The organism is Calothrix sp. NIES-2098, assembly GCF_963875125.1.
Taxonomy (GTDB): domain Bacteria; phylum Cyanobacteriota; class Cyanobacteriia; order Cyanobacteriales; family Nostocaceae; genus Aulosira.
In genome coordinates, this window is record NZ_CAWNKJ010000001.1 from 974,254 (window position 1) to 987,500 (window position 13,247).

A 13,247-nucleotide genomic window follows, 5' to 3' on the forward strand; every position below is an offset into this window, starting at 1 on the left:
AAGTCATATTTCAAAGCAGACCAGTAATACCTATATAAAAATTTACAATTAAGCGCAGGAATAGACCTGCAAAAACTATCATCTGGCAAGTACAGTCAACCGTAGAAACTACAAAGGGTTGTGCTGTTTAGCATGGCGTTAAGTAAATGGTCAAAATTTAAGATCCCCCTAGCTGCGCTTTATCATTGAGCTAGGGGGATCGAATATATGGTAGTCTATAAAAGGTTCAGTATAGTTCGTTACGACACGATTCTAATCCCTAAATTTGAGATTGGGTAGTATTATCACCATAATTTATAAGAATTTTATAACTTCTTCATTGTCACTTCATCACCTGTCATTTGCTGAGAAATTCGGATATGTTAAGTATGACAATAAGTATTGTTGTTATACCTTGCCCACGAACGTTGAATTGGCTGTAATTCAGGCGCTCTGCCTTGCCTGTGGCTCACACCACAGGTTAGCCTCTCCTTAGATACCGAGAGCCTAAGGATAGTGCAGGTATTATCAGCGGTCAACGGGGCATTCTATTACATGTCATCTTTGTGAATATCCTAAAAAATATGAAACTCAAGATAGCCGCTACCCTCACCCTGTTAGCTTGTTTCGGCTTTTCAGGACAAGCCTTAGCTTTGAATCAGCAGGACTTAGAGCAATTAAAAACCACAGGTAGCTGTCCCAGATGCGATATCAGTGGTGCTGACCTAACGCAAGCGAATCTCAAGGGAGTAAACTTACGCGGAGCTAACTTAAAGGGAACCAATTTCTCGCAAGCTAATCTGACAAATGCCGATCTCACTGGAACGAATCTAGAAACGGCGATTCTCAGTTCTGCCAATCTTACGGGGGCTTCCTTAACCGGTGCCAACTTAAAATCAGCATCTTTAGACAATGCTAATCTTTCCTTCGCTGGTTTTATTAGCGCCAATCTAGAAGCAGCTAACCTTAAAGGTGCTACATTACTGTTTACTAATTTCCGAGGAGCAAATTTCCGGCTCACAACGCTAGCCAATGGTGTTGTCACTTCCGACAAACCTTATGGCTGGTCGTTACAAGAAGGTACAGAAGCACAAGCTAATCAGAAAAAATAGCTGTAAATAATCACATGGGGAGCAAGAAAGTCCGAGGAATTTACTTAGCTCCCTAACCAATAAACAGCTTTTTGCAACGATGCAGCCGTTAGCGATCGCTTAACGCTTCTTTATCATGGGAAAAAAGCTGTAAACTGCGATCGATTCATGCTAAACCAAATTAAAGACTTAGCTACAAAGCTAGCACCTCGTCTCATAGAAATTCGTCGCCACATCCACGCGCACCCAGAACTCAGCGGTCAAGAATACCAAACAGCTGCTTTTGTTGCGGGTGTGCTGTCTTCTAGTGGTCTTTATGTACAAGAGGGTGTGGGCAAAACCGGCGTTATTGGAGAACTGCGAGTTAATAGTAGTGATGAGCGTTTATTAGCAATTCGCACCGATATGGACGCTTTGCCAATTCAAGAACGTACTGGTTTGGACTACACTTCTCGCGCCAAAGGTGTGATGCACGCTTGCGGTCATGATGTCCACACCACAGTCGGGTTAGGAACGGCAATGGTACTATCCCAAGTGGCAGAAGAGTTAGGTGGTAAAGTCCGGTTCTTATTTCAGCCAGCCGAGGAAATTGCTCAAGGGGCTAGCTGGATGGTAGAAGATGGAGCGATGAAAAATGTCTCGGCTATATTAGGAGTTCATGTCTTTCCTTCCATCCCCGCAGGTTCGATTGGCGTGCGTTATGGCGCATTGACAGCAGCCGCTGATGATTTAGAAATTTTGATTATTGGCGAGTCTGGACATGGCGCACGTCCCCATGAGGCAATTGATGCAATTTGGATTGCATCGCAAGTCATTAGTGCTTTACAACAAGCAATTAGCCGGACTCAAAATCCCTTACGTCCAGTGGTATTAACTATCGGGCAAATTAATGGTGGACGGGCACCAAATGTAATTGCCGATAAAGTACAGTTGCTAGGAACAGTGCGATCGCTTCATCCCGAAACTCGTGCTAGTCTTCCCAACTGGATCGAAAAAATTGTTGCTAGTGTTTGCCATTCCTATGGTGCTAGCTATCAAGTCAATTATCACCAGGGTGTACCCAGCGTACAAAACGATTATGCCCTAACGCAATTGTTGCAATCAGCAGCAGAAGAAGCTTGGAGTAGCGATCGCGTCCAAGTCTTACCCGAACCTTCCCTAGGTGCAGAAGATTTTTCTGTATATTTAGATCGCGCCCCTGGTTCTATGTTTCGTTTGGGCGTAGGCTACAAAGATAGAATTCTCAATCACCCATTACATCACCCAGAATTTGAAGTCGATGAATCTGCGATTATTACTGGTGTTATAACTATGGCCTATGCCGCGTATAAATACTGGAAAATTCCTCAAATCTAATAAAATTGCGGGTTTATGTTTTGCTTCAACTTGATTACTACAGTTGAAGCAACTTTTGCCTTGTATAACTAAAAATTGAGACTAAGCCTTAAATATCATTCGCGATCGTCAATCATAGATTCAAACACCAGATTTGAAATATGGATTGAGCTTGATGAATATGACACAAGCGAACAAATGCATCTTGATGATGAGTTTTGCAATGCGATCGTTAACTTTTCTAATAGTTCACAAATATCTCTGAATATTTGGAGTGCAAAGTACTTTTATAATCAAGTCCAAAATCTTGATTGGCTAGATGAACAGGTCGCAATCTTACCAGATATCGTATTGCGAGATTTTAATGCTGCCTCGATTCAGCAGGCTATTACAAATTTAGTCACCAAAAGTAAGTGGCTCGAAGGACGTGGCTTTCCTATAAAGCTCTATGAATCGTGCTGAATAATGTAAATTTTGTACAATATTAGTAGTTTGTACAAAATGCCAAAACTATGGAAATTGTCAGTGCAACTGAGGCTCGTGCTAATTTGCCAGAGCTAATTAATCGTGCTGAGTACGGCAAAGAACGTATTGTGATTGAGCGTCATGGCAAACCAGTTGTGGCAATTATCAATCTTGACGATCTCAAGTTACTGGAAGCGATTGAGGATGCTGTTGACTCGGCTACCCTGCGTCAAGCCATAAACCAGAATCAAGGGTTTACCAGCATAGAAGCAATGATTGCAAAGCGTGGTGATGAGTGAACGTTACATATTGAGGATTGCCAAGACAGCTGAAAAAGACTTACTTAACTTGCAAGCTAAACACTTTAAGCAGGTAGTCTCAAAAATATTATCGCTCCAAGGAAATCCTAGACCCCAAGACTGCAAATCTCTCAAAGGTTATGAAGGTGGTTATCGTGTAGACTCTGGAGAATACAGGATTCTGTACACAATTGATGACGAGACTCAATTAGTTGATGTGTTTAGAGTCGGGAAGCGTAATGATGACGAAGTTTATAAAAATTTATAAATAAAAACTCCCAACACTTAGGTGCTGGGAGTATCCAATTCTAACTAACCTTTACTAGCCTCTAGAGAAAGCCTGTAGACATCCTAGACATTAGCTTCGCTAACAACGCCCAGTCTTTCTTGAATTTTCTTCTTAGCAGCTTTGAATTCAGTAGCCCATTGTTCAGTTTGGTCGCTGCTTAAGTTGTTGCGAATAGCTGCAAACATTGTGCTTTCTTCTTGACGGATATGGTCGCCAACTGCATCCATCAACTGTTTAACTTGATCCTTGAATTGTTGTGAAGAGGGACTAATAGCCTTAATTTGCTCTAACATCCGCTTCATTTCGGCTTGCTCGTCAAACAGCTCTTGGGTATCACCTTCGCCGTAGAAAGCGCGTACTCTGGGGTAAACAACTTCTTCTTCAGCTTCAGCGTGGGCGGTTAAATCCTTATAGATTTGACCGAAGTACTCTTGGATCTTTTGAGGATCGTTGCTTTGCAGCAGTTCGGTAAATAGAGTGTTTACCTTGTTGTGATCTAGACGGATGACATCTTGGATATTCATATCCTTTTTGTCGCTGTTTTGGGTGACGGCACTGCCAACCACACCACTAACTGCGGCCATAGCATCTTGAACCCGTGCCCAAATACCTTGATCGGCTTCTTGTCCAGTGAGTTCGCGAACGCCTAAAATTTCGAGAATACCTTTGAGTTGTTCTTGGTGAGCGCGGTTCTCAAAGTTGACGGTATTCAACGGTGTAATTGCTACCATCACGTCAGCGCCAACTTTTTGAGCAGCCTTGTGAACGATCAAGCCACTCATAACTATTTGATGCTTCAGCAATTCGTGCTGAGACACTTTTTCATACAAGCTGAGTTCGGAACCTTGGAACAATTCCCGAGCTCTGTCAATAAATTGTTGAACTGTTTGTCTGGGTTGAGCCTGGATACCATACTGACCGATGATAGTTTCCAAAACGCCTAAGTTTTTTTCATCATCTTTGACGAAATTCCGGATGCGATCGGAAATTTCCGAATCAAGACCTTGCTGCAAAAGTTGCTTTTCATTGTTTAGAACCAACTCTTGCAGAGCTTTCATATCTGCCAATTTAACGGCAATTGCATTACGTTTAGTATCATCTAAACTGGCTACCATTATTCAGTTCTCCTCAAAAAATAAATCGTAGTTGTCACTACATATCAAGTTTGCCTACTGCTGAGAATCCTTCCCTCTTTCTTTTGAGTGATTACCTGAATGACTTCAGGTAGAGAACACAAAAAATTTACTCATAAATTAATACTTCTACTTTTAGATAGAGAGGTAATTAGTATTTACTCCATCGACAGATAGATAAATTTTTGATGTCGATTTTTTAGATTGACTCAAAGATAGTCAAATAGGAGATTAAGTCATAATGGCGGAAAGTCCTGGACTAGGAGAGCAAGCGCTAAATAAAGCCGCAGAAGTAGGTTTATCTAGTCAACTAGATGAAGTAGAAAATTTAGATGTCGATATTAAAACCGATCCGCTCAAATTGGTTCAAGGACAAGTAGATAAAGTCTCCATTGAAGGTGAAGGTTTAGTAATGCAAAAAGACCTCCGCGTGGAGGAAATGGATATGCAAATCCAAAGCGTTGCTATTAATCCTCTGAGCGTTGCTTTTGGCAAAATTGAACTTACCAAACCTACTGTAGGTAGTGCGCGAGTAGTTTTAACAGAAGCGGATATTAACCGTGCCTTCAATTCCGATTACGTTCGTTCTCAACTCAAACAACAGAAAATAAAGATTAATGGAGAACCGAGAACAATTAACCCGCAAAATGTAGAGTTTCGCCTACCAGGTGAGGGAAAAGTCGCAATAAATGCCAACATCCTCTTAGTAGAGACTGGCGAAACACACAAAGTTGCTTTTGAAGCAGTACCCCGTGTCAACGCCAACGGAAAAACTGTTTCTTTAGAAAATGTTGAGTATGGCCAAGGTGAAGAAATATCGCCAGAACTCACAAAAGCTTTGGTAAATCAAACCAGCGAACTTTTAAACTTGAGCAACTTTGACTTGGAAGGAATGACCTTGCAAGTTAATAGTTTAAAGGTAGAACCAGGCAAACTTATACTCCAAGCTCAAGCTTATGTTGAGCAAATTCCTTCCTCTGAAAATTAAGGTACTAAAATAATGGAAACTACAGAAAAACAAACTACCTCAACACCATTTCCAAATATTCCACCAATTATTGAAAGTGACGATCGAGAATATCATGATAGCGGTGTACCCAGTACAGTTGCGATCGCAGGTCATCCCTTACACCCCTTGACTGTAATTTTTCCCATAGCCTTTTTAGCCGCCGCTTTGGGAAGTGACTTCGGCTACTGGTTAACGAAGGATTTCTTCTGGGCTAGGGCTTCGATATGGTTAATCGGACTGGGTTTAGCCGGAGGTGTCCTCGCTTCAATTATTGGACTCAGCGATTTTTTGAAAATTGAACGAGTCCGCAAGCGCCAAGCTGGCTGGGCACACATGATTCTTAACGTCTCTATCCTGGTTTTAACACTCGTTAACTTTCTCTTCCGTCTAGGTCATATTGAGTCACGCATATTACCCTGGGGATTGTTAATCTCCCTAGTTGTAGGAACCCTAACTAGCATTTCTGGGTGGTTTGGTGCTGAACTCTCCTATCGCCATAAAATTGGCGTAGTGGGCGCTGGTAGTAAAAGATATCCTTAAATTGAGCGTGGGGCATTTGCCCCTCTGCTGCTTCCTATCCTCTGAACGATCGCTTTTGAAGCCAACCTGAGATTACAGGTCACTTTTGGGAATTTCCTCACGAGATTCTATTACCAATTGCATAGTCTCTATTACCAGATCGCGTAAATCTTTATTGAGCGCTACAGCCCCTTGAGGCCCAAACCAACGGTCGAAAATAGCGACATATTTTTGATTTCCATTGATGAATCCTTGCATGAACTTAACCAGAGAATAGTTGACTGTATCCAAGAATCTCGAATTATTTTCTGGCACCATACAAGCGATACCTTCTCTTGAATAGGGGCGATCGGGTACGATTGCAAATGCATCGGGATTTTTTTGTTGTTGTAGCCATGCCTCTAAAAGAATGCTATCGGATGAGAAAGCATCAATAGCGCCTTTTTGCAAATCTGTGTATCCTTCTGCCCTAGTTTTAAAATATACCAGTTTGGCTTGGGGTTGTACGCGAGCGATCACCTGCTCGTTGGTGGTTCCTGCAAGTACGCCAATTCGCTTACCAATAAGCGATTCAGGGGAACCTAGATTACTTCCTTTCTTAACTAATAATTGAGTTCCAGTCCCACCGTAACTAACAGAAAAATCTACTTTTTTATCCCGTTCCCATGTAAAACTACTGGCATCGCACACAATATCAACTTGTTGATTGACTATTTTAGGAATTCGCTCAGACGGACTCAGACCAACTAATTGCAATTTGATTTTTTTGCCTAGCTCTTTTTCTAGTTGCTCTTTAATAACATTCAGCATATCTACAGAATAGCCATTTAACTTGCCCTGACTATCCACGTAGGCAAAAGGCAGTGCATCTCTACTCGTACCAGCTGTTAATACCCCTGTTCTAGCTACTTTTTGCATCACAGTCTCAGCAACTACTACATTAGGTATGAGTGTTGCAAACATGAGGCTGAAAATAGGAATCGCAATTTTTTTATACATAAGCTTTAAAAGTAGGTTATTTTTGCAAAAATCAAATCAGATTTCTATATCAAGCTCAAGAAGTTATCATTATCGAGTACATATCAAGGTTATATAGTAACTATTCTTTACATTATTGCTAGAGAAAGCACTTATTTTTGTAGAGAAGGGTTACAAGAAAAAAGTTGATAGCAGTTTAGCTAAATACAGACAAAACGCTATGGGCTATGCATTTCTCGCAAACATCAACAAATAAACCTGCTATCGATATCTGGACACCGCGAACTTAAAGAAACTTGTCTAAGCACGTGAGTGTTTGTTCGCAAAATAATTAATTATTAAAAAATAATTAAAATATTTGCATAATACTGCTATTCAACGCTGACAGATAAATGCTTCCATTTGAAGTATTGGCACAGTCATCAAGTGTCAATTCAGTTACCACAGGATTGCAGTATGCTCCAATACACTGAAAAGCCCTGCTATGTTTGCAAGAAGATGATTCGTTACCGCATGGAGGTTGAAATTACCACAAGTGGAACTAGTAAAATTTATTGGCAGCCCATCGGTTTGACACCCGATCAACCAGATATTAACAAATGTCCGATATGTCGTCGCCAGGTGTCTAGATTATTTGGCTATTCTTTGCAAGCTTGTCTTAAAGTAAGTTAAGTACTGAAATAGCGATTTTATGTAAGTGGGCATTGCCTAGAAAGGCTGATGCAGTAAATATTTGAGGTATGATGCAATACCCACTTTGTAAATCACTACAATCTTGCTGATATTTGCGATCTTCTTCAACTGCTGTGTTTTGCGATCGCTCCACTCATACTCAGTAGTAGATAATACTCAAGGTACGTTATCTCTCAAGTATTTTGAAGAACATTCCTTCAAAGCGCAAAATACGCTACTCAAATCATCTCCAAAATTATTAATAGGTAAACCAGTAGCTCGTTGAAAACTAATTGATAAAATATCAGATGTAATTACTGGCAATAAAATTACAAATCGGAATATGAGTTTTTCCTGAGTTTAAACTAGATTTTCATTTAGCAATTGTCCAGCCAAGTTTAATCAAAACTTCAGTGTCATTTAGGGTACACAAGAGATACTCCAGAAAATAACTGAATCAATATTGTTGATACCCGCAAGGTGAGGCGAATTATGACAACACCAACCCAAGAAGAAATCAGATTAGCAGCAGCCCAGGCTCATCAAGCCCATTGGCGTAGGTGGGGTCCATATTTGAGCGATCGCCAATGGGGAACGGTACGTGAAGATTATAGTCATAATGGGGCAGCGTGGGACTACTTCACCCATGAACAGGCTCGTTCTCGCGCTTACCGTTGGGGTGAAGATGGAATTGCGGGGATTTCTGATAATCATCAACGGTTGTGTTTTGCGATCGCCCTTTGGAATGGCGAAGACTCAATTCTCAAGGAAAGACTTTTTGGGCTAACAGGAAATGAAGGCAATCACGGGGAGGATGTTAAAGAATATTACTTCTATTTGGACAGCACCCCGACTCATTCTTACATGAAAGCGCTGTACAAATATCCCCACGCGGCTTTTCCCTATTCGCAATTAGTTACAGAAAATCAACGCCGCGATCGCCAGCAGCCGGAATTTGAACTTATAGACACAGGTGTATTTGACGAAAACCGCTACTTTGATATCTTTGTTGAATATGCTAAAAATTCTGCTGAAGATATTCTGATTCAAATTAACGTAGTAAATCGTGGGACAGAAACTAAAACTCTACATTTGTTACCCACCCTCTGGTTTCGTAATACTTGGTCTTGGAATGGAGATAGCGATAAACCTACTCTCAAACAACTAAATTCAAGTAATAACTGGCAAATAATTGAAGCGTCTCATCCAACTTTAGGAAATAGATGGTTATATTGCCAGCAAGCAAACGAAATTTTATTTGCTGAAAATGAGACGAATAATCAGCGATTGTTTGGTTTTGCCAACAAATCTGCCTATGTAAAAGATGGCATTAATGATTACATTGTCTCTGGCAATAAACAGGCAGTAAATTCAGATAAAATAGGGACGAAAGCTACTGCTAATTATGTTTTAACAGTCGGTGCTGGAGAAACACAAACTATTAAATTACGCTTGAGCGATGTACCGAATTTAAACGAACCTTTGAATTTAGAATTCGACACTATCTTTTTGAAAAGACAGCAGGAAGCTGATGAATTTTATCAGCGGATTACACCATTTCCTCTGAGTGCAGATATGCGGAACGTGCAAAGACAAGCATTTGCAGGGATGCTGTGGAGTAAGCAATTCTACCACTACATTTTAGAAGATTGGCTCAAAGGCGATCGCAATGCACCACCGCCACCACCAGAACGCCAACAAGGCAGAAATCGGGAATGGTTCCATCTCTACAATGAAGATATCCTTTCCATGCCCGATAAATGGGAGTATCCCTGGTTTGCGGCTTGGGATTTAGCATTCCACACTATTCCTTTGGCAATTATTGATCCTGAGTTTGCTAAATACCAGTTAGATGTGCTGACGCGGGAATGGTATATGCATCCTAATGGGCAAATTCCGGCTTATGAGTGGAAGTTTAGCGATGTTAACCCGCCTGTTCATGCTTGGGCAACCTGGCGCATTTACAAGATTGAACAAAAGATATATGGAAGGTCAGATCGGCAGTTTTTAGAGAGGGTATTTCAGAAATTAATGCTCAATTTCACCTGGTGGGTGAATCGCAAAGATGCTGAGGGAAACAACGTCTTTCAGGGAGGATTTTTAGGATTAGATAATATCGGTGTATTTGACCGCAGCGCAACTTTACCCACTGGCGGACACATCGATCAATCTGATGGTACCAGTTGGATGGGGATGTATTGCCTGAATATGTTGGCGATCGCTCTAGAATTAGCCAAAACTAACCCAGTTTACGAAGACATTGCTACAAAATTCTTTGAGCATTTCCTCTACATTGCCGATGCGATGAACAAAATCGGCGAACTAGAAGCTAGTTTGTGGAATGAGGAAGATGGATTTTACTACGATGTGCTGCATTTATCAGAACGGCAAATTACTTTAAAAGTCAGGTCAATGGTTGGGCTAATTCCTTTATTTGCGATTGAAACTATTGAACCCGATACTTTAAATATGCTTCCTGGCTTCAAAACTCGCTTGGAATGGTTCATTAAAAATCGCCCTGACTTACGGCAAAATGTCGCTTGTATGGTGACAAAAGGGATAGGCGCTAGAAGATTACTAGCAATTGTCTCACGAGATAAACTTAGAAGTATACTGCAAAAAATGCTCGATGAAAACGAGTTTTTTGCAGACTATGGCATTCGCGCCCTTTCTAAATTTCATGCCGAACATCCTTACATTTTTGATGTCAATGGTTGCCACTTTCGTGTAGATTATGAACCTGCTGAATCTAGCAGTAGTTTATTTGGTGGTAATTCTAATTGGCGCGGCCCTGTTTGGTTTCCAGTGAATTTCTTACTGATTGAATCTCTGCAAAAGTTTCATCATTACTTAGGCGACGATTTCCAAGTAGAATGTCCGACTGGGTCTGGTAAAATGATGACATTGTGGGAAGTTGCATCCGAACTATCTCAAAGATTAATCCGAATTTTCTTGCAAAATTCCTCCGGTCAGCGACCCGTTTATGGTAATACACAAAAGTTCCAAACCGATCCGCACTGGCGAGATTTAATTCTTTTTTATGAGTATTTTCATGGCGATAACGGAGCAGGAATTGGTGCAAGTCATCAAACGGGATGGACAGGTTTAGTTGCTAAACTCATTCAACAATTTGGTGAGTATGAAGCACAAAATCAGGAACCTGAGATAGATAAAAAACCTCAAGCGATCGCCTTATTATAAAAGCTCATAAATCTATACATTGTTACTAGTAGAGCAGATTTAATCTCTACATCTACTTGCTTGACATGATTGTATTAAAAGCTCACCAAATAACAGGGAGACAAATAAATTGAAGACTGAACAAAAAGAAAATTCTCGCTTGCGTTGGATTAATTTAAATACAGCGATCGCATCAGTCGATGAAGGTACAGATATCATTCAAGGACTGACTCAAAATCCCAAATCTTTGCCCTGTCGTTACTTCTACGATGACCAAGGCTCAGAACTATTTGAGCAGATTTGCGATCTACCAGAATATTATCCGACTCGCACCGAGCAAGCGATTTTAGAAACCTACGCTTCCGAAATTGCTCAGATGACAGGTTCTTGTCATTTGATCGAACTTGGTAGTGGTAGTTCCCGCAAAACTCGTTTGCTGCTAGAAGCTTATAGTGAGATAGTGCAAGAACTACAATATTACCCAATTGATGTCAGTAGCGGTATTCTCAAAACCACAGCATTGGATTTGTTACGTCAATACCCCAAATTGAAACTTTGCGGTTTAGCAGGAACTTACGAACAAGCATTAGCCCAACTTCCCCCAGCAGAATTAGAGAATCGGATGTTGATTTTCTTGGGGAGTACTTTAGGGAATTTAAATGACGAACAATGCGATAAATTCTTTACGCAAGTTCAACAAGCTTTAAAACCAGGAGAATTTTTTCTGTTAGGCGTAGATTTGCAAAAGCCGATAGAAATTATCGAAGCAGCTTACAACGATTCCCAAGGAATTACCGCAGCCTTTAACCTAAATATCCTCAACCATATCAATCACAGGTTTCAAGGTAATTTTGTCCTGGAAAATTTTGCTCATTGGGCTTTCTACAGTCGAGTAGATAATCAAATTGAAATGCATCTGCGGAGTTTGACAGATCAAACTGTCACCCTCAAAGCTTTAGATTTCGAGGTTTCATTCCAAGCAGGAGAAACAATTCGCACCGAAATATCCCGTAAATTTCACATTCCTACATTAATATCGGCATTAGAAAAACATTCGTTTCAAGCATTACAAGTATGGACAGATCCTCAAGCATGGTTTGGCTTGCTACTTTGCCAACGCCAATGTACAACTACTGAGTGTCCGTAAAGGTACTTTTTAAACGCAGAGAGGCGCAGAGAACACAACTCTGCGCCTCTGCGGAACTTTTTATCCTTCCTTCAGCTGCACACCTGCTTGAACTGGATCAAAATCTTCCGGAAAATGGGTATTGCGATCGCAGTCTGCTTTGTCTAATTTTGCTCCTGCTAAATCAGCTAAACGTAAATTCGCTGAAAATAACAAAGCTCCTCGCAAATCCGTATCCTTGAGATTCGCTTGGCTCAAATCCGCAAAGCTTAAGTCAGCGCCTCTAAGATTAGCACTACTCAGGTTTGCTTGACTTAAGTCAGCATAACTAAAGTCAGAACCTTTCAGGTCAACACCTTGTAAATTAGCATCACCTAGTTCCGCTTTGCTAAAGTTTCGTTTTCCTAATGCGTAGCTCTCCAAGATATTAGCTACAGTATTAATGGGCTGTTGAGCATTTGTTTCAGTCATTTCCTCACGAGTTCCTCAAATTTTTTTCCTAATTTCAAAGCTATAACCATCAGTGCAATTTCATAAATAACTCAAAGGAGGGCGAACTCATGCCATCCATTAATTTATTAACTGTTTTCAATCCCTCGAATTATTGGCGAAGCGGTATTTGTACTATACCTTGGCAAGCGATCGCCCAACAATTTCAAATTCCACCAGAGGAACTCATATTCAGCGATCTGCGCGATCTTACACAGCAACCACTAAATGCCCAAATTGACCGAATCGATCCAGAAGATCCCTCTCGTGATACCCTTGTTTTCCAATTATCTCAGCCCATTCCCCCAGGAACAGAAGATTATATTTTAGCCTCAACCTTCATCCGCTTAGACAGAGGTAAAGCAATACCACCAGGAATCGGTGAGCCATATCTAGAAGTCGTCTACGGCTCCGACGGACGAGAACGGGGAGTGAGATTTGTCAATAATCGCCTGATTATCTGGTTTAACTTCATACCTGCACCCGAAGACAACGAACGCAACTGGTTTTCAGGTTCAGCTAGCAGCGTACAGTTAGATCGCCAAGAAATGCTCGATCCATTTCGGGCTGCGATGGGTGAATGGCTGGGACAAGATCCAGAAAAGCGTTGTATGCAGGTAAGTAAACTTCAGTTACCAGGACTTTCCTATCCCAAATCCCCATATTATCAAGTCTCTTTGTTC

At 41.0% G+C, this 13,247-nt stretch carries 14 protein-coding genes (1 of these 14 running past the window's edge); 11 read left to right on the plus strand and 3 right to left on the minus strand.

All coding sequences use genetic code 11. The features are described 5' to 3' along the window. Positions 1-563 precede the first annotated feature (563 nt). From AACU33_RS04055 to AACU33_RS04075, 5 genes are all read left to right on the plus strand, one after another. Positions 564-1,091 carry a pentapeptide repeat-containing protein gene (locus tag AACU33_RS04055; protein WP_096587159.1) on the plus strand — a complete coding sequence of 176 codons (528 nt, stop codon included), beginning with the start codon at positions 564-566 and terminating at the stop codon, positions 1,089-1,091. A 147-nt stretch (positions 1,092-1,238) separates the two neighbouring features. Beyond that, positions 1,239-2,426, plus strand: coding sequence for a M20 family metallopeptidase (locus AACU33_RS04060; protein WP_096587160.1), 1,188 nt, complete (start codon positions 1,239-1,241; stop codon positions 2,424-2,426). Positions 2,427-2,501: 75 nt separating this feature from the next. Continuing rightward, complete coding sequence (locus tag AACU33_RS04065) at positions 2,502-2,867, plus strand: hypothetical protein (RefSeq protein WP_339375753.1); 366 nt, start codon at positions 2,502-2,504, stop codon at positions 2,865-2,867. Between the two features lie 50 nt (positions 2,868-2,917). Further along, entirely contained in the window at positions 2,918-3,169 is a 252-nt protein-coding gene (locus AACU33_RS04070; protein ID WP_096587162.1) for a type II toxin-antitoxin system Phd/YefM family antitoxin, read from the plus strand. Then, on the plus strand, positions 3,162-3,437 hold the full coding sequence (locus AACU33_RS04075) for a type II toxin-antitoxin system RelE family toxin (protein WP_096587163.1): 276 nt from the start codon (positions 3,162-3,164) through the stop codon (positions 3,435-3,437). The genes AACU33_RS04070 and AACU33_RS04075 overlap by 8 nt, the downstream gene beginning before the upstream one ends. Before the next feature lie 83 nt (positions 3,438-3,520). On the opposite strand, the gene AACU33_RS04080 is transcribed toward AACU33_RS04075, so the two are convergent. Continuing rightward, positions 3,521-4,573 carry a hemerythrin domain-containing protein gene (locus tag AACU33_RS04080; RefSeq protein ID WP_096587164.1) on the minus strand — a complete coding sequence of 351 codons (1,053 nt, stop codon included), beginning with the start codon at positions 4,571-4,573 and terminating at the stop codon, positions 3,521-3,523. 259 nt (positions 4,574-4,832) lie between these two features. On the opposite strand from AACU33_RS04080, the gene AACU33_RS04085 reads away from it, so the two are divergent. Both AACU33_RS04085 and AACU33_RS04090 read left to right on the plus strand, forming a co-directional pair. Continuing rightward, positions 4,833-5,579, plus strand: a complete 747-nt coding sequence (locus tag AACU33_RS04085) for an LmeA family phospholipid-binding protein (RefSeq protein ID WP_096587165.1) — start codon at positions 4,833-4,835, stop codon at positions 5,577-5,579. A gap of 12 nt (positions 5,580-5,591) precedes the next feature. Then, entirely contained in the window at positions 5,592-6,140 is a 549-nt protein-coding gene (locus AACU33_RS04090; RefSeq protein ID WP_096587166.1) for a DUF2231 domain-containing protein, read from the plus strand. Between the two features lie 72 nt (positions 6,141-6,212). On the opposite strand, the gene grrP is transcribed toward AACU33_RS04090, so the two are convergent. Continuing rightward, a complete protein-coding gene (grrP, locus tag AACU33_RS04095; RefSeq protein ID WP_096587167.1) occupies positions 6,213-7,118 on the minus strand; it encodes an extracellular substrate binding-like orphan protein GrrP in 906 nt (301 codons plus the stop codon). A gap of 435 nt (positions 7,119-7,553) precedes the next feature. Between grrP and AACU33_RS04100 the strand changes: the two genes are divergently transcribed. The 3 genes from AACU33_RS04100 to egtD all read left to right on the plus strand — a co-directional run bounded on the left by AACU33_RS04100 (position 7,554) and on the right by egtD (position 12,096). Further along, the gene (locus AACU33_RS04100; RefSeq protein WP_339375754.1) at positions 7,554-7,769 is read left to right on the plus strand and encodes a hypothetical protein; all 216 of its coding nucleotides are present in this window, start codon (positions 7,554-7,556) and stop codon (positions 7,767-7,769) included. 492 nt (positions 7,770-8,261) lie between these two features. Then, on the plus strand, positions 8,262-10,970 hold the full coding sequence (locus AACU33_RS04105) for an MGH1-like glycoside hydrolase domain-containing protein (RefSeq protein WP_096587168.1): 2,709 nt from the start codon (positions 8,262-8,264) through the stop codon (positions 10,968-10,970). Positions 10,971-11,079: 109 nt separating this feature from the next. Continuing rightward, positions 11,080-12,096, plus strand: coding sequence for an L-histidine N(alpha)-methyltransferase (gene egtD / locus AACU33_RS04110; protein ID WP_096587169.1), 1,017 nt, complete (start codon positions 11,080-11,082; stop codon positions 12,094-12,096). Positions 12,097-12,156: 60 nt separating this feature from the next. Here the strand turns inward: egtD and AACU33_RS04115 are convergent, their stop codons facing one another. Continuing rightward, entirely contained in the window at positions 12,157-12,546 is a 390-nt protein-coding gene (locus AACU33_RS04115) for a pentapeptide repeat-containing protein (RefSeq protein WP_096587170.1), read from the minus strand. 89 nt (positions 12,547-12,635) lie between these two features. On the opposite strand from AACU33_RS04115, the gene AACU33_RS04120 reads away from it, so the two are divergent. Next, on the plus strand, positions 12,636-13,247 hold the start of the coding sequence (locus AACU33_RS04120) for a hypothetical protein (protein WP_096587171.1). It continues 621 nt past the right edge of the window; only the first 612 of its 1,233 coding nucleotides appear in the window; its start codon is at positions 12,636-12,638; the stop codon falls past the right edge of the window.